Consider the following 18285-nt stretch of genomic DNA (forward strand, 5'->3'; position numbering starts at 1 on the left):
GGCCGACACCATCGCCTCGGTCCGCCAGGCCGGCGCCACCGTCGCCGTCGCCGGCGGCGCGATCTACAACGCCACCGACCCCGGCGCAGCCGCCAAGGAACTCAAAAAACGCGCCACCGCCTAACCCCCGCAGGAATTCGCGAACAAATCGAAATCATCAGGAGTGCGCGTCCATGGCAGCAAAAGAATCGATCTCCAGTCGCCGCGCGACCGAATCCACCGACGAGGTTGTTCGCTTGACCAGCAAGCGCGTCCCTGAAGACTGGACCGAGCTGGACGAGCGCGCGGTGGACACGGCTCGCGTGCTGGCCGCGGACGCGGTCGAGCATTGTGGGAGCGGGCATCCCGGCACGGCGATGAGCCTCGCGCCCGTCGCCTATACGCTGTTCCAGCGGGTCATGCGGCATGACCCCGACGACGCGCAGTGGATCGGGCGGGACCGATTCGTGCTCTCCGCCGGGCATTCGAGCCTCACCCTCTACATCCAGCTGTTCCTCTCCGGCTACGGCCTGGAGCTCGACGACCTGAAGTCGTTGCGCAAGTGGGATTCGCTGACCCCGGGGCATCCCGAGTACGGGCACACCAAGGGCGTGGAGACCACCACCGGGCCGCTTGGCCAGGGCCTGGCCAACGCGGTGGGCATGGCCATGGCCGCCCGCCGCGAGCGTGGGCTGTTCGACCCGGATGCCCCGCAGGGCGAGAGCGTGTTCGACCATCAGATCTACGTGATCGCCTCGGACGGCGACATCGAGGAGGGTGTCACCTCCGAGGCTTCGTCGCTGGCCGGAACCCAGCAGCTCGGCAACCTCACGGTGATCTACGACAGCAACGAGATCTCCATCGAGGACGACACCCGCATCGCGCTGTCCGAGGACACAGCCAAGCGCTACGAGTCCTATGGCTGGCACGTCCTCACGGTCCACGGCGGCGAGGACGTGACCGGGTTCCTGGAGGCGATCGAGCAGGCCAGGGCCGAAACCGCCCGCCCGACCCTGATCGTGCTGCGCACCGTGATCGGCTACCCGGCGCCGACGAAGATGAACACCGGCAAGGTGCACGGCGCTGCACTGGGCGCCGAGGAGCTCGCCGCCGTCAAGCGCGCCGTCGGCCTGGACCCGAAGAAGAATTTCCAGGTCGACGACGAGGTCCTGCGCCATGCCCGCGAGGTGGCCGAGCGCGGCAGGGCAGATCACGAGAAGTGGCAACTCGAGTTCGACGCCTGGGCGCAGGCCAACCCGGAGCGCAAGGCGCTGCTGGACCGCCTCGGCAAACGCGAGCTGCCGGCAGGCTGGGCCGACGATCTGCCCGTGTGGGAACCCGGCGCCAAGGGCGTGGCCACGCGCAAGGCGTCGGCCGCGGTGCTGGCCAAGCTGGGCGAGGTGCTGCCCGAGCTCTGGGGCGGGTCGGCGGACCTGGCCGAGAGCAACAACACCACGATCAAGGGTGCGGATTCCTTCGGGCCCGCCGACATCTCCACCAACGCCTGGAAAGCCCAGCCCTACGGTCGCACGCTCCACTTCGGAATCCGCGAGCACGCGATGGGCTCGATCCTCAACGGCATCGCGCTGCACGGCGGCACCCGCCCGTACGGCGGCACCTTCCTCATCTTCAGCGACTACATGCGCCCGCCGGTGCGTCTGGCCGCACTGATGAAGCTGCCGACGATCTACGTGTGGACACACGATTCGATCGGCCTCGGCGAGGACGGCCCGACCCACCAGCCCGTCGAGCAATTGGCCTCGCTGCGCGCTATTCCCGGCCTGTCGATGGTACGCCCGGCCGACGCGAACGAGACCGCGCACGCGTGGAAGGCCGTGCTGGAGGACACCAGCGGCCCGGCAGGTCTCGCGCTGACCCGGCAGGATGTGCCGACTCTGGAAGGGACCTCCGCCGAGGGCGTGGCCCGTGGCGGGTACGTGCTCGCCGAGGCATCCTCCGGTAGCCCCGAGGTGGTGCTCGTCGGCACCGGGTCCGAGGTCCAGCTCGCGGTGGAGGCCAGGAAGGTTCTCGAGGCCGAAGGCATTGCCACCAGGGTGGTCTCGATGCCGTGCGTGGAGTGGTTCGACCGGCAGGACCGGTCTTACCGGGAACAGGTGCTGCCTCCGGCGGTGCGTGCCCGGGTGGCCGTCGAAGCGGGAACGGCCCAGCCGTGGCACCGTTTCGTCGGCGACGCGGGCGAGATCGTGTCGTTGGAGCATTTCGGTGCTTCGGCGGACTTCAAGACCCTGTTCCGCCGGTTCGGCATCACCACCGAGGCCGTCGTCGAAGCGGCACGCCGAAGCCTGGCCTCCGCGCGATCGCGTTGATGCCAACCCGAAGGGGGTAGGAGGCGCCCGTCGTCAACCGGCAACCCATCGACGAGGGATGATCGGCCCTCCGAAAGGCGCGTTTTCGCGCCGGCGGCCCCGGCCAGCAGCCGGGGCCGCTCCTTTTTGCCGGTCAATATTTGTTATCCCAATTAGGGAATAGTGGTTCTCAATGTCGCGAACCTTGTTGGTCACCGCGCGCGTGGACAATCATATTGTTCTACGTAGCTGACCGGTTTTCCCGGCCCGCAAATGGAGGACGATCTCGTTGACGCAATCGACTGCGAAGAAACTCGAGGCCACACATTTCACGGACGCGACCCGTGCTGTGCTCGGTGAGGTGGACCAGGTGCGCGCGGGAGTGCATTCCGCGGCCTGGGTCCGGGCCGGCGCGTTGTTGCTCAAGGCACCGGCCGTGTTCACCATCGGCACCGGGCGCAGTGGGCTCGCCCTGCAGATGGCCGCGATGCGGTTCATGCACCTCGGACTCCCCACGCACGTGGTCGGCGAAGTGACCGCGCCGGCGATCGGCCGGCGCGACGTCCTCGTCGCGGCATCGGGCTCGGGGTCGACGGCCCGGGTGGTGCGGGCCGCCGAGACCGCTCGTGAGCAGGGCGCGGATGTGATCGCGCTGACCACCGCGGCGGACTCGGCGCTGGCCAAGAACGCGACCGAAGTGCTCATCATCCCGGCCGCGGACAAGCAGGACTTCGACGGCACCAGCTCGATCCAGTACGCGGGCAGCCTGTTCGAACAGTCCGTCCTGCTGATCACCGACGCGCTGTTCCACACGCTGTGGAAGAACAGCGGGACCCGGGCGCGTGAACTGTGGCGCCTGCACGCGAATCTTGAGTGACCGCCGCGCATCCCGAGCCACCGGCGGTTTTCCCGAGCCTGCCGCCGGGGTCGCTCGAACGCGCCGGTGCCGCGATCTCTCCGTCCTGATGCCACAGACAAGAAGAGGAGTCCGAAATGGAGTGTCAGAGTGAGGTCGCGCCGCGAACGTGCGTCGATATCCATGTTCTGGAGGCGGTAGCGCTGGCCGCCACCCGTCGCGCGGCGGTGGCCAGCTACGCCTGGGTCGGGCGGCACGATCAGAAAGCCGCCGACGCCGCGGCCACCACGGCGATGCGTCAGGCCTTGGCCGACGCCCCTGGGCGCGGAACGGTCGTGATCGGGGAGGGCGAAAAAGACGACGCCCCGATGTTGTTCAACGGTGAGATCGTAGGCACCGGCCACGGTCCGGACTTCGACATCGCCGTGGATCCCCTCGAGGGAACTTCGTTCTGTGCCAAGGATCTGCCCGGCGCGCTGGCGACGATCGCGTTCGCTGAGCCGGGAACCCTGTGGTCGCCCGGACCCGGGTTCTACATGGACAAGATCGTGGTGCCCCCGCAGGCGAAGGATGTCATCGATCTCGACGACCCTCCTGAGCGCACCCTGCTCAAAGTCGCCACCGCTCTGGGCAAGCAGATCAGCGAGCTCCGCGTTGTCATCATGGACAAGCCGCGGCACCAGGACCTGATCGCGCGGGTGGTGCGGGCCGGCGCCGCCGTGCAAACTCCGGCGGGCGGCGACGTCGGGGGGAGCCTCGCGGTGCTCCTGCCGACACTCGATGTCGATCTGCTGCTCGGAGTCGGCGGCACACCCGAAGGCGTGATGACCGCGACCGCGGTCCGTGCCCTGGGGGGCGGCATGCTGGGCCGCCTGGCCCCGCAACGTGCCGAGGAGGCGGACGCCATCCGGGCAGCGGGCATGTCCCTCGACCGGATCTACACCTGCGACGAGCTGGCCGGCGGCGATGGCTTCTTCGTTGCCTCCGGCGTCAGCGGAGGGCCGATTCTCGGACGTCCACGCCTGTCCGATGACAGGACGATCGTCGAATCGCTCTTGATCTCCCAGGGACAGGTTCGGCACCTCACCCAGACCACCTTCGAAAAAATTCCCGGATAGTCGCGCCGCGATACGGAATCCATCCCGAAGCGGGCACCAGATGACCATCACGATCAAGGAGATTCGGTGACGTTACACCTGGACGACCTCCGCGTTCGCCACCTCGGCGCGTGCCGTTACGACTCGCCGTTCTCCGAGATGCTCTCCAGCAAACAGACCTCTCCGCACTACGTCGCCGAAGGTGACCGCGTCCTGCTGGAGGACACCGTTTCCATGATTGCCGGGCACGATCTCCCGGCGGGCCTGGTGCCGAGTTTCGAGGCCGCCGGGCCTCGCCGGAAGATCTATTTCGACCCCTCGCGGGTCACCGCCGGCATCGTCACCTGCGGTGGGTTGTGCCCCGGTCTCAACAACGTCATCCGCGGTCTCGTCCAAGAGCTTTCCGTGCATTACAAGGTCAAGCGGATTCTGGGCTTCCGGAACGGTCTGCAGGGACTGACCGCCGAACACCGCGATGACACGATCGAGCTGACGCCCGAACGCGTTCGCGATATCCACAAGGCCGGCGGCACCATTCTGGGCAGCTCACGCGGCGGCCAAGATGCCGACGAAATGGTCGACAGCCTCGTCCTGCGAGACGTCGACATCATGTTCGTCATCGGTGGCGACGGGGGGATGCGCGCCGCGACGTTCCTCAGCAAGGCGATCAAGGCGCGTGGCCTCGACATCGCCGTCATCGGGGTGCCGAAGACGATCGACAACGACCTGCCCTTCACCGACCAGTCGTTCGGGTTCCAAAGCGCGTTCGCGCGGGCTACGGACTTCATCTCCTCGGTCTCCGTCGAAGCCGCGGCGAGCCCGAACGGTGTCGGGATCGTGAAGCTGATGGGCCGCCATTCCGGGTTCATCGCCAGCTACGCCGCGCTGGCCGCCAACGGGGCGGACATCGTCCTGATCCCCGAGGTTCCCTTCACCCTCGGGGGACCCGACGGCCTGCTGGCCCATGTCGAGCACCACGTGCGAGCCAAGGGTTACGTGGTCATCGTGCTCGCCGAGGGGGCGGGCCAGGACCTCTTCGACGAACACGGCCAGCCGCAGCACAACGGCCGCGGCACCGACGCCTCGGGCAACGTCAAGCTCGGAAACATCGGGGAGCTGCTCAAGGAGCGCATCACCGACCACCTGACCGCGGTCGGTCTTGCCCCCACGATGCGCTACCTCGACCCGAGCTACGCGATCCGCAGCATCGCCGCCAACGCCTACGACAGTGTCTATTGCCTGCGGCTGGCGCATGCCGCGGTGCACGCCGCCATGGCCGGTCGTACCGAAGCCGCCGTCGCGCGGTGGCGGCGGCGTTTCGTCCATGTCCCGTTGTCGTTGATGACCAGCCGGCGCAACCAGGTCGACCCCGACGGTGACCTGTGGATGTCCGTGCTCGAAACGACCTGCCAGCCGGCCGAATTCGGTTCGGCGCCGGACCGGGAAAGCATCCGCTCTTCGGTGTTCTCGGCCTGAGCGGCCGGGCCTGTCCTGCTCGGTGGAAGGAGTTCCATGCAATCGGGCAATGACCACGACCGGGCCAAGCGGGCCGCGGCGAGGTGTGCGGTCGAGACCTACGTCCTGGATGGCATGAAGCTGGGGCTGGGGTCGGGAACCACGTCGCATTGGTTCGTCCGCGCGCTGGGTGAAGCCGTGGCGCGAGGGCTCGACGTCGTGGGTGTGCCGACCTCGACGGCCACCCGGGATCTCGCGCTCGAGGTGGGCGTACCGCTGACCACGCTCGTGGAGGCCGTCCGGCTCGACCTGGCGATCGATGGCGCCGACGAGATCGATCCGCAGGGCGCCATGATCAAAGGTGGTGGCGCCTGCCTGCTGTGGGAGCGCATCGTCGCCGACGCCGCCGACCGGATGGTCGCGGTGGTGGACGAAGGCAAGCTCGTGCCCACGCTGGGCGCGTTCCCCCTGCCGATCGAGGTCATTCCATACGAGTGGGAGTCGACCCGGCGGTCGATCGCGCGCCTGCTGGAGAAACTCGGTCAGCCCGCCGCGGAACTCTCGCTGCGGATCCGCGATGGCGCGCCCGTCGTCACCGACAGCGGCAACTACCTGATCGACGCCGACCTGAAATCGATCATCGATCCGCTGGCGATCGACGGCAGGCTGAACTGGATTCCCGGCGTGGTCGAAAACGGGCTGTTCACCGGAATCGCGGACGAGATGGTGATCGGCCGCGCCGACGGCACGTGCGAGGTCCGCGATTGCAGCAGGGCGCTCACCGCCCGGCCGTCGACGACCCCGCGCGGGGACCGTTGACGGCTCCGAGCGCACGGATTGGGCAACCCGGCTAGGTGTGCTCGGCCGGTTGGAGTGTGGCTTGTCTAGGACCGGCTCCAACGCGGAGGCTCTCGTGTCACACGCTCACGCCCGCACCACGTTCCAGGGACGCCTACTGATCGTGCGACGGCATCAAGCTGGCTGGCCCCAAGCCCACATCGCGAAAGCAATGGGGATCGCCCGCCGGACAGTCAAGAAGTGGCTGGACCGCTACAACGCGGAAGGCCCGGCCGGCCTGCTCGATCGCTCCTCACGCCCACACACCGGCCCGACCCGCACCGCACCGCGGACAGAGCAGCTGATCGTCGCGACCCGCCGGCGCGAACGGCGCGGCCTGACCGATATCGACACGACGCAGGCGATCACGTTCTACCGCACCGAGCGGGGTCGCAGCGAGCACTCGACGAACCGCCGCCTCTCGCGTGGCGACTCGCCGCTGCTGGGCTACGACGCCTTCCATCTGGTCGATCGGCTCATGCCCAGCCGCTGCTCTGGAAGCTCGTGCCGAACCCGGTCGATGTGATGGTGATCGAGGGCGCCGGCCACTACGAAATTCCGACCACCTGTAATCCGGATCTCAGGTGACCGCGTTACCGTCGCGTTAACGATAAGTTCTCCGCTTCGCTGACGGTGCGTGACGGTGAACTGCTGAAAGCCGCGTTTGTCTGGATCATCGTTCCAACCGGCTTGTTTCCACCATGTTTAGACCTCCCATCAGGACGCTTCCGGTTCCGCCCCCGCCGCACCACGAACGGTGGAATCGGTTGAAGAGCAACCGGCTTATCGGCTAGCTTCACGTGCCCCTTAGCCCAAATGGCTGTACCACAGTCGGGCTGCTGCGGATCGGTGTCGCCCCGCAGAGCAAACCTGGCCGTGGAGCCAAGCTCGGAGGTCTCCCTTGACCTACCCGTCCGCCGACCATGAGGTCGTCATCGCGATGAGCCCGCTCGGGCGGCCGAACGCACGGCTGCTCGCCGCCGCGTGCCGGGCCCGCGGGCTCGGTGTGCTGGATCTCGGGACCGGTGACGTGCGGGCCAGAGAAGAGCTCGAACTCGCCCAGCGGTGGGTGCCGGGCCGGTTCGCCGTGCGGGTGACGCACGGCTGCCGGATGGATCCTCAGGATCTGCCGGATCAGGTGGACACCGTGGTGCTGGGCTGGAACTCGCCGTGGCGGATCGCCGATTTGGCCGGTGTTCACCGCGTACTGGTCGAGGTGACAGGCCTTGCCGAGGCTTCGCGGGCGGTGGACGAGGGCGCGCACGGGCTGATCGCCCGCGGGAACGAAGCCGGTGGCCGGGTCGGCGAAATGAGTTCCTTCGTTCTGCTGCAACAGCTTGTCGCGGAAAACCGGGTGCCGGTATGGGTGTGTGGCGGTATCGGGCCGCACACCGCCCCGGCCGCGGTCGTGGGTGGCGCGGCCGGGGTCGTGCTCGACACGCAACTCGCGCTGTTCGCCGAAACCGGGCTGCCGGTGGACATCACCGCGGCGATCACCGGCTCGGACGGGTTGGACACGGCGGTGGTCGACGGCTCTCGCGTGCTGAGGCGGCGCGGCTTGCCCGGCGCCGAGGCGCTGCCGGTGGGGCAGGATGTCCATCTCGCAGGCCGGTTCGCGGACCGGTTCGACAGCGTTGGGCAGGCCGTTCGCGGCATCCGCGAAACCGTGCTGGCGGCGCTGGACGAGGAGCGCGCGGGCGCCGCTGCCGCGGTACTGCATCCGAATTCCTTGCTGTGCAGGGCGATCGGCACCGAACTGCCCGTCGCGCAAGGACCGATGACGAGGGTCAGTGACCAGCCCGCGTTCGCCGCGGCCGTGGCCGCCAACGGTGCGCTGCCGTTCGTCGCGCTGGCGCTGGCGGACGAGAAGCAGACACGGACGCTGCTGGACCAGACCCGCGAGGCGATACCGGATCGCGCATGGGGCGTGGGTGTGCTGGGGTTCGCGCCGGAGGACGTGCGTGCGGCGCAGCTGAAGGTGATTCGCGCGCTGCGCCCGTCGTGCGTGATCGTCGCCGGCGGGCGTCCGGCGCAGGCCGCGGCCCTGGAGGCCGACGGGATCCCGGCGTTTCTGCATGTGCCATCGCCGGGACTGCTGCGCCAGTTCCTCGACGCGGGGGCACGCCGGTTCGTGTTCGAGGGCGCCGAATGTGGCGGGCATGTGGGGCCGCGCGCGAGTTTTCCGTTGTGGGAAGCGCAGATCGGCGTGCTGAACGACTATCTTGAACAGCATCCGGGCATTGCGCGCGACGTTCAGGTCTTCTTCGCGGGTGGCGTGCACGACGCGCGGTCGGCGGCGATGGTCGCGGTCGCGGCCGAATCCTTGGCGGCGCGGGGTGCCGGGATCGGCGTGCTGATGGGCAGTGCGTACCTGTTCACCGAAGAGGCCGTGGCACACGGCGCGGTGCGGCCGGTGTTCCAGCGTCAGGTGCTGGCGGCCGAGGCCACCGCGCTGCTGGAAACCGCGCCCGGGCACGCGACTCGCTGTGTGGCCAGCCCGTTCACCGAGCGGTTCGAGACGCTGCGCGAGGATCTGCGCGCCCGCGGTCTGCCGGACCGGCAGGTGTGGCAGGAACTGGAGGAGGTCAACGTCGGCCGGCTGCGTATCGCGAGCAAGGGCGTGCGCAGGCAGGGCGGCGAACTGGTGTCCGTAGCGGAGCCGGAGCAGCTCGCGGAGGGCTTGTTCATGGCGGGCCAGGTCGCCGTGCTGCGCTCGGCGGTCACCACGATCGGCGAGCTGCACCGGACGGTGACCGCGGACGCCGCCGGGTTCACCACGAAACGCACGCAGGCGCTGCGCGAGTGGTTCGGCGTCACCCCGGTCACCGAACCCGCCGCGCCGCCACCGCTGGACATCGCGATCGTGGGGATGGCTTGCGCGTTCGGTGACGCGCCCGACCTCGCGGCGTTCTGGGCGAACGTGGTCAACGGCGTCGACGCCGTCACGGAGGTGCCCGCGCGCCGCTGGGATCCGACGGTCTACTTCGGACACGGGGAGGGCCGCACACCGTCTAAATGGGGCGGATTCCTGCCGGAGATCCCGTTCGACCCGCTGCGGTACGGCATTCCGCCCTCTTCGCTCGCCGCGATCGAACCGGTGCAGCTGCTGTCGCTGGCGATCGCGGACCGTGCCCTCGCCGACGCCGGGTACGCCGAGGGCGGCTTCGACCGCGACCGCACGAGTGTGGTGTTCGGCGCGGAGGCGGGCAGCGACCTGTCCAACGCGACGGTCCTGCGTACGGTGCTTCCGTCCTATCTGGACAACGTTCCGGATCGGCTCGGGGAGCAGTTGCCGCGGCTGACCGAGGACACCTTCCCCGGTTCACTGGCGAACGTCATCGCGGGACGGATCGCGAACCGGCTGGATCTGGGCGGGGCGAACTACACGGTCGACGCCGCGTGCGCATCCTCGCTGGCCGCGCTCGATGCGGCGTGCAAGGAACTCGTCGCCGGAACCAGCGACGTGGTCCTCGCCGGTGGCGCGGATCTGCACAACGGCATCAACGACTATCTGATGTTCGCCTCGGTGCAGGCGTTGTCCCCGACCGGGCGCTGCGCGACGTTCGACGGCTCGGCCGACGGGATCGCGCTCGGGGAGGGCGTCGCGTGTGTCGTGCTCAAGCGGCTGGCCGATGCGGAGCGCGACGGCGACCGGGTGTATGCCGTGATCAAGGGCATCGGCAGCGGAAGTGACGGCAAATCGCTCGGTCTGACCGCGCCGCGGCCGGAAGGGCAGCGTCGAGCGTTAATGCGTGCCTACGCCAACGCCCGCGTGTCGCCCGCCGAGGTCGGACTGGTCGAAGCGCACGGCACGGGCACCGTCGTCGGCGACCGGACCGAACTCGCCACGCTGGCGGGCATGTTCGGTGAGGCCGGGGCGGGTCCGGGGCAATGCGCGATCGGTTCGGTCAAGTCGCAGATCGGCCACACGAAATGCGCTGCCGGGCTGGCGGGGCTGATCAAGACCGCGATGGCGCTGCACACCTCGACGCTGCCACCGACCCTGCACCTGTCCGAGCCCAACCCGGCCTGGGAGGCCGGGAGCAGCCCGTTCTCCTTTTCGGACCGGGCAAGGCCATGGCCCGCTCCGGCCGCGAAACGGATCGCCGGGGTGAGCGCGTTCGGGTTCGGCGGCACCAACTTCCACGTCGTGCTCGGGGCAGCCGACAGCGAGCCGGGACCGCGGCACGGCCTTGACCAGTGGCCGGCCGAGTTGTTCACCTTCACGGGCACGCGCGACGTCGAATGGCTGCTGGAACTGGCCGGCACCGGTTCGTGGCGCCTGCGAGATCTGGCGAAAACGGCGGCACGGCGGGCAGAGCGCAGTGCCGAGCCGGTGCGGGTCGCGATCGTCGCGTCCGATGTGGACGAACTGACCGCGTTGCTGCGCCGGGCGGCCACCGGTGAGCACGACCCGGCACGCGGGTTGTTCCAGGCCTCGGCGTATCCCGGCGGCAAGGTCGCGGTGCTCTTTCCCGGGCAGGGCAGTCAACGGCCGGGCATGCTGGCCGACTTGTTCGTCGCGTTCCCCGAGATCCAGCATTTCCTGCGGCTCGGCCGCGAATGGGCCGACGCGGTGTTCCCGCCTGCCGCGTTCGGCGCCGGTGCCCGGCAGGAGCAGGACCTGCGGTTGCGCGACACCCGCCGCGCACAGCCTGCTCTCGGCATCACCGGGCTCGCGGTGCACCACCTGCTGACCCGCATGGGCGTGCGCGCGGACATGTTCGGCGGGCACAGCTACGGTGAACTGGTCGCGCTCTGCGCGGCGGGCTCCTTCGACGGGGCGACGTTGCTGGAGCTGTCGGCGGCCAGGGCGGAGTCGATCCTGTCCTCGGCCGGGGCGGACCCCGGCGCGATGGCGGCCGTCGCGGCGAGCGCCGACGACGTGCGGCAGGCGCTGCGCGAGTTCGGCGACGACGTCGTGCTGGCCAACCACAACGCGCCACGCCAGTGCGTCATTTCGGGACCGACCGAGTCCATCGAACGCGTGGTCGCGAAGTTGCGCCGGAACGGGGTGTCCGCGAAGGACATCCCGGTGGCCTGCGCGTTCCACAGCCCCGTGCTCGCGGGCGCGGGGGAGAAGTTCGCCGAGGTCCTGGCCAAGCACCGGATCCGGCCGCCGGAGACCGCGGTGTGGGCCAACCGCACGGCCGCGGCCTACCCCAATGAGGCCGGCGCGGTGCGAGCGGAACTGGCCGCCCAGATCGGCGCGCCCGTCGGTTTCGTGGCCGAGATCGAGGCCATGTACGAGGCCGGCGCCCGCGTGTTCGTCGAAGCCGGGCCCGGGCGCGTGCTCAGCCGCCTCGTGGACGCCGTTCTCGGCGATCGTCCACATTCGACGATCAGCTGCGAAGGCAAGCCCGGCAAGGGGATCGCAGGCTTCCTCGGCGCGCTTGCCCAGCTGGCCGTCACCGGCGTGGACCTGCGCACCGGCTGGTTGTTCGACGGACGCGACGCCCGCGACGTCAGCGGCGAGCGCCCCGCCGAGCCCGCGGGCTGGACGATCGACGGCCACACGGTGCGCACCGCCGACGGCCGCTACCTCGCGGGCGGTCTCACGCCCGCGCGACGTGTCGAGGAGGCAGTCATGGCTTATCAGGCACCGGATGGCCGGGACGAGCTGGTGCGCGAATTCCTGCGCACCAGCCGGGAAACCGTCGCGGCCCAGCGCGACGTGCTGCTGAGCTTCCTCGGTGCCGCTCCGGCCGTACCTCCGGCGCCGGTGGCCGCGCCGCCGGTGCAGCAGCCCGCCGTCCCCGTGATCACGACCGCCCCCGCGCCGCCGGAACCCGAGGACACCGACGTGCTGGGCACGGTGCGTGCGGTGATCGGTGACCGGACCGGCTATCCGGTCGACATGATCGAACCCGAGCTGGATCTGGAGGCGGACCTGTCCGTCGATTCGATCAAACGCACGGAGATCGCGGGAGAGCTGCTGACCCGCTTCGGTCTTACCGGCGCCGATGCCGACGAGCTCGCGAAGATCCGCACGACCAGCGCCATCGCGGACTGGTTCGCCACGCGGCTGGGTACCGGTGAACCGGCGACGACGAGTCCGAGCGCGCCCGAGTGGACGAGCTCGCCGCCCCAGCGGTTCACTGTGGAGCGGACCGGGATCGACGGCGGCACCGCGGATCCCGGCGTGCTCGCGGGGCGGACGCTCACCGTCGCCGGTGGTGCGGCGGACCTGGTCGCGGCGCTCACCACGCGCCTGACGGCGCTGGGCGCGTCGGTCATCCGCGACGGCGAGTCCGACGGCTTGATCCATCTCGGTGCGCTGACGCCCACCTCGGGGGAGACGGTGCCGGACCTCGTGCCGCTGTTCCAGACGGCGCTGTCCACCGGGCCCCGATGGCTGCTCGCGGCCGCCCCACAGCGGGGTCCGGCGCACCTGGTCGGACTGCGCGGGCTGTTCCGCACCCTGGGGCGTGAGTACCCGGACATGACGGCCCGGGTCGTCGAAGTCGATCCCGCCGCGCCCGCCGATGAGCTGGCGTCCCTGCTCGTCGGCGAACTGCTCGCCGCCGACCCGGCGCCGGTGGTGATCAGCGGGAACGGCGTCCGGGAGACGCTGACCATGACGCGGACACCGCTCGGCTCGCTGGGCAGCACCGGCGCGGGACCGGCGAACGACGGCGCGGCCGAAGCCGCCGCACTCGGCCTCGGCCGCGAGTCCGTGGTGCTGCTGGCCGGCGGGGCACGCGGAATCACCGCCCGATTCGCCGGAACCCTGGCCGCCGCGAGCGGTTGCCGCATCGAACTCGTCGGCCGCACACCGCTGCCGACGGCTCCCGAGCATCCGAAGACGGCCGCGGCGGGCGATCTCGCCGGGCTGCGTTCGGCGCTGGCCGGGCTCGGCCACGGCTTGCCCGCCGAGATCGAGCGCGAGGCGAACCGGATCCTCGCCCAGCGCGAGGTGGCCGCCACCCTCGAGGCGCTGCGCGGCCACGTCCGTTACCACCCCGCCGATGTCCGCGACCGGGAAGCGGTGCACCGGGTGATCAAGGACGTCTACGCCGAGTACGGCAGGCTGGACGGTGTGGTGTGCGCCGCCGGGATCATCGAGGACAAGCTGTTCTCGGCCAAGGAACCCGGCTCGTTCCGTCGCGTTTATGAGACCAAAGTGGACGGTGCGAAGACGCTGCTGTCGGCGATCCCCGACGACGTGGAAGCCCCCGGCTTCGTCGTGTTGTTCGGCAGCATCGCCGCCGTGCTCGGCAACCGCGGCCAGGCCGACTACGCGGCCGCCAACGACGCGCTCGAGTCGATCGGTGCCGAGTGGGCGCAGCGCACCGGGAAACGGGCGCTGACCGTCCACTGGGGACCGTGGGCGCCCGACACGCGTTACGGCGGCATGGTTTCGACGGAGCTCGGGCGCAGCTACGCGCAGCGCGGCATCGAGCTGATCGACCCCGAGGAGGGTGCGCTGAGCCTGCTGCGTGAGCTGGCCTACGGCGACCCGGCGCTGCGGTCCGTGGTGTACACCGCGTCGGGATGGTGAGCGTGGTGCCGCCGGTCGCGATCGTCGGGATGTCGGTGCTCCTGCCAGGGGCGCCGGATCTGGGCACGTACTGGCGCAACGTGACCGACGGGGTGGACGCGATCACCGACCTGCCCCCGCACCGGTGGAACGACGGCTTTCCGGGCGAGGTGTACTGCCGGCGCGGCGGCTTCGTCGACCAGTTCGCGACGGTCGACGCGGCGCGTTTCGGCATCATGCCCGCGTCGGTCGAGGGCACCGAGCCCGATCAGCTGATCGCGCTGCGGGTCGCCGCCGCCGCGGTCGCCGACGCCGGGGGAGAGCTGGGCGATCGCGGCCGGGCCGGGGTCATCCTCGGTCGCGGCGGGTACCTGACGCCCGGGATCGCTCGCCTCGACCAGCGGGTGCGGACCGCGCACCAGCTTGTCCGGACGCTCGGCGAGCTGATCCCGGGTCTCGGGGCGGAGCAGTTGTCGCGGGTACGGGAGGCATTCACCGGCGCGCTCGGCAGCGACCAGCCGGACGCGGCGATCGGCCTGGTGCCCAATCTGGCCGCCTCGCGGATCGCCAACCGGCTGGACCTGCACGGCCCCGCGTACACGGTGGACGCCGCATGCGCGTCCTCGCTCGTCGCCGTCGATCAGGCGATCGGCGAGCTGGCCTCGGGACGATGCGACGTGATGCTCGCCGGCGGCGTGCACCACTGTCACGACGTCACGTTCTGGAGCGTGTTCAGCAGGTTGCGTGCGCTGTCGGCGCGCCAGCAGATCCGCCCGTTCGACCGGCGGGCCGACGGCATCCTGATCGGGGAGGGCACCGGTGTGGTCGTGCTCAAACGCCTCGCCGACGCGCGGCGGGACGGAGACCGGATCTACGCGATCATCCGGGGCTCCGGCGTGTCCAGCGACGGCCGCGGCGCGAGCCTGGTCAACCCGGACCCGCAGGGCCAGATCCTCGCCGTGCGGCGGGCCTGGGAAGCGGCCGGTCTCGACCCCGCGGAGCCGGATTCGGTCGGTCTGCTCGAAGCGCACGGCACCGCCACCCCGGCCGGTGACGAGGCCGAGCTGACGACGTTGCGCCACGTGTTCGGCGAGGGTGGCGAGCGCGCGGTGATCGGCAGCGTGAAGTCGATGATCGGGCATACGATGCCGGCCGCCGGGATCGCCGCGCTGGTCAAAGCCGCGCTCGCGGTGTACCACGGGGTGCTGCCGCCCACGCTGCACTGCGAGGATCCGAACCCGGCGCTGGCGCGGACGCGGTTCGAGCCGATCTCCACCGCCCGTCCCTGGACCGGACGAGTCCGCCGCGCCGGGGTCAACGCCTTCGGCTTCGGCGGCATCAACGCGCATCTGGTGCTCGAGCAGGCGGCGGAAGTCGCGCCCGCCCCGGTGGTGACCGTGTCCGAGCCGGAGCGAGTGTTGCTGCTCGCCGCGGACGGCCCCGGGCAACTGGCCGCCCTGCTGGACGAGCCGGATCCCGAAATCCAGGGCGGACGCTACCGGCTCGGGATCGTCGCTCCGACCGCGAAAAAGCTCGCCACGGCAAGAAAAGTCGTGGCGAAGGGGAAGGCGTGGCGAGGACGCGGCGACATCTGGTTCAGCCCGCGGCCGTTGCTCGCCGATCCCGGAGCCGGGGTGGCGTTCGTCTTTCCCGGATTGGAGGCGGAGTTCGCGCCCCGGGTCGACGACGTCGCCGACCTTTTCGACCTGCCAAGGCCCCGGCTGTCCGTGGCGGGTGTCGCCCGGCACGGTGCGGGAGTCATCGCGGTCGGCCGGTTGCTCGACACCGCGGTGCGCAAGCTGGGGATCGTGCCGGACGCGGTCGCCGGGCACAGCGTCGGCGAGTGGACGGCCCTGATCACCGCCGGGGTGCACCGGTCGTCCGAAGTGGACGAGCTGATGGCCCGGTTCGATCCGGAATCTCTGCAGGTGCCCGGTGTCGAGTTCGCGGTACTCGGCTGCGGCGCGGACCGGGTGCGGGAGGCCATTGCAGACAGGACCGACCTCGTGATCTCGCACGAGAACGCGGTGCACCAGACCATCGTGTGCGGTCCGGCGGAACCGGTGGCCGAGCTGGTCCGCCAGTTCCGCGCCCACGCGGTGATCTGCCAGGTCCTGCCGTTCCGCTCCGGATTTCACACGCCCGCGCTGCGCCCGTATCTAGGGCCGTTCGAGGCGGCGGCGAACGCACTGGGCGTGTATCCGGCCTCGGTGCCGGTGTGGTCGGCCACCACCGCAGCGCCGTTCCCGCACGACGAGGCGGCGGTCCGCGAACTCTACCTCCGGCACCTGCTGGAGCCGGTCCGTTTCCGTGCACTGGTGCAGAACATGTTCGCCGACGGCATTCGCGTGTTCATCCCCATGGGGCCTGGTCAGCTGGGCTCGCTCATCGACGACACGCTGGGGGATGGGGACCACCTGACCGTCGCCGCCAACTCGCCGCACCGGGGCGGTCTCGCCCAGCTTCGGCGACTGGCCACGGCGTTGTGGGCCGAGGGCGGCGCGCCGGACTTCGACGTGTTGGCGCGGCCGGGCACGCGACTCGACCTCTCCGCCGGGCTGGTGTCACTGGGAACCGCGGCCCACGGGCTCGTCGCCGCCGCGTCCGGCCGGTCGCGTTTGGACGAGCTGAAGGCCCGGCATCCCGAGTTCGGTTCGCTGCTCGCCGAAACGGAGGAAGCCGCCGCGGCGGTGCTCGGCGCACTGGAGCCGCGCGCGTCGGAGTCCATGCTGCGGGTGTCCACCGAGACCATGCCGTACCTGCTCGACCACAGCTTCGCCGAACAGCGCGAAGGCTGGCCGGACGAGACCGACCGGCGGCCGGTCGTGCCCGCGACCACGATGGTGCGGCACATGATGGACGCCGCGGAGAAGGCCGCGCCGGGGCTGCGTGCGGTCGGGGTGCGCGACGTCCGGCTCAACCGCTGGCTGGTGGCCGCCCCCGCGCTCGACGTCACGGTGACGGTCGAGCCGCGCGGCGACCGGGTCGAGGTCGCGCTCGGCGAGTACGCGAGCGCGGTCGTGCTCATGGCCGAGGGCTTCCCCCGGCCGGCCCTGACGCCGTGGCCGCACGAACCCGGTCGTGTTCCGACACTGACCGCGCAACGGTTCTACGACGAGCGCTGGATGTTCCACGGACCGCGGTTCCGGGGCATCACCGAGCTCACCGAGTTCGGCGACCGGCATGTCCGGGGTGAGATCGCCGTACCCACCGCGCCCGGCTCGCTGCTCGACAACGTCGGGCAGCTGCTCGGGCACTGGATCGTGGAGACCCAGCCGAGCCGGCGCGTCGTGTTCCCCGTCGCCATCGGCGGTATCGCGTTCTTCGCCGACGAGCCCGCACCCGGCACGAGAGTCACCTGCGACATCCGCGTCACGTCCATTTCGGACACCGACTTCGAGTTCGACGCGCGGCTGAGCGTGGGCGGCACGGTCTGGGCGGAGATCACCCGCTGGCGGGACCGCCGCTTCGCCAGCCATCCGGAGGAGACCGAGCCCGCCTACCGCCGGCCGCAGCGACACACCCTGGCGAAACGGCAGCCCGGCGGCTGGTTCCTGGTGGCCGAACGCTGGCCGGACCTCGCCTCCCGCGACCTCTACCTGCGCAAGTATCTCAATTCCGCGGAGCGCGCCGAGTACGAGCGGTTACCCCCGAGGGACCGGCGCCACTGGTTGCTGGGGCGGATCGCGATCAAGGACGCGGTACGCCACCGGCTGTGGGCGCGGGGCGCGGGCGACATCTTCCCGGCCGAGATCCTCGTCCGTGACGACGACGGCCGTCCGGTGGTGACGGGGTTGCACGGCCTCGACCTGCCGCCGCTCGACGTGGCCGTCGCCCACAACGGGGAACTCGCCGTGGCCATTGTGGACACGGCGGGCACCCGGCCGTGGATCCGGCTCGAAGGGCACACTACGGATCTGCCGGGCACGCGGGTCAGCAACCCGCCGGACCTGCCCGAACGGCACTACCTGGTGACGCACGGAACGGAGCACAAGTGACCAAGAGCCTGCAAACCCCGCTCGACGTGGTCAGCGGAATGCTGCACGAGATCCTCGAGGACAATGCGGTCGAGGACATCGAGATCACCCCCGCCAGCACCTTCTACGAGGGCCTGGGGCTGGAGAGCATCGACCTCGTCGCACTGGCCGGCATGCTGGCCGACCACTACGGCGAGCAGGTGAATCTGGCGGAGTTCCTGGCGGAGAAGGAACTGGACGAGATCGTCGCGCTCACGGTCGGGCAGCTCGCGGACTACGTGGCGAGCCGCGTGTGAGC

Annotated in this window: 9 protein-coding genes; all 9 read left to right on the top strand. The window is 70.2% G+C overall.

Annotated features, from left to right (window positions below; all coding sequences use genetic code 11):
* The first annotated feature begins 173 nt into the window (after positions 1 to 173).
* The 9 genes from tkt to HFP15_RS34015 all read left to right on the top strand — a co-directional run bounded on the left by tkt (position 174) and on the right by HFP15_RS34015 (position 18283).
* Positions 174 to 2306 (top strand): transketolase, encoded by a 2133-nt coding sequence (tkt, locus tag HFP15_RS33975; RefSeq protein WP_210718234.1) that lies wholly within the window; start codon positions 174 to 176, stop codon positions 2304 to 2306.
* 268 nt (positions 2307 to 2574) lie between these two features.
* Complete coding sequence (gene hxlB, locus HFP15_RS33980; RefSeq protein WP_168521188.1) at positions 2575 to 3162, top strand: 6-phospho-3-hexuloisomerase; 588 nt, start codon at positions 2575 to 2577, stop codon at positions 3160 to 3162.
* Between the two features lie 116 nt (positions 3163 to 3278).
* Positions 3279 to 4259: a fructose-bisphosphatase class II family protein gene (locus HFP15_RS33985; RefSeq protein ID WP_168521190.1), complete on the top strand. Its 981-nt coding sequence runs from the start codon at positions 3279 to 3281 to the stop codon at positions 4257 to 4259.
* A gap of 66 nt (positions 4260 to 4325) precedes the next feature.
* On the top strand, positions 4326 to 5714 hold the full coding sequence (locus HFP15_RS33990) for an ATP-dependent 6-phosphofructokinase (protein ID WP_168521192.1): 1389 nt from the start codon (positions 4326 to 4328) through the stop codon (positions 5712 to 5714).
* Between the two features lie 36 nt (positions 5715 to 5750).
* The gene (gene rpiA, locus HFP15_RS33995) at positions 5751 to 6512 is read left to right on the top strand and encodes a ribose-5-phosphate isomerase RpiA (protein WP_168521193.1); all 762 of its coding nucleotides are present in this window, start codon (positions 5751 to 5753) and stop codon (positions 6510 to 6512) included.
* A gap of 94 nt (positions 6513 to 6606) precedes the next feature.
* Positions 6607 to 7056: a leucine zipper domain-containing protein gene (locus tag HFP15_RS44225; protein WP_210718235.1), complete on the top strand. Its 450-nt coding sequence runs from the start codon at positions 6607 to 6609 to the stop codon at positions 7054 to 7056.
* Between the two features lie 414 nt (positions 7057 to 7470).
* Positions 7471 to 14031, top strand: a complete 6561-nt coding sequence (locus HFP15_RS34005) for a type I polyketide synthase (protein ID WP_168521249.1) — start codon at positions 7471 to 7473, stop codon at positions 14029 to 14031.
* The gene (locus HFP15_RS34010; protein WP_168521195.1) at positions 14025 to 18008 is read left to right on the top strand and encodes a beta-ketoacyl synthase N-terminal-like domain-containing protein; all 3984 of its coding nucleotides are present in this window, start codon (positions 14025 to 14027) and stop codon (positions 18006 to 18008) included. The genes HFP15_RS34005 and HFP15_RS34010 overlap by 7 nt, the downstream gene beginning before the upstream one ends.
* A complete protein-coding gene (locus tag HFP15_RS34015; protein WP_312871886.1) occupies positions 18005 to 18283 on the top strand; it encodes an acyl carrier protein in 279 nt (92 codons plus the stop codon). The genes HFP15_RS34010 and HFP15_RS34015 overlap by 4 nt, the downstream gene beginning before the upstream one ends.
* Positions 18284 to 18285 lie beyond the last annotated feature (2 nt).

The organism is Amycolatopsis acididurans, assembly GCF_012328925.1.
Classification (GTDB): Bacteria; Actinomycetota; Actinomycetes; order Mycobacteriales; family Pseudonocardiaceae; genus Amycolatopsis_E; species Amycolatopsis_E acididurans.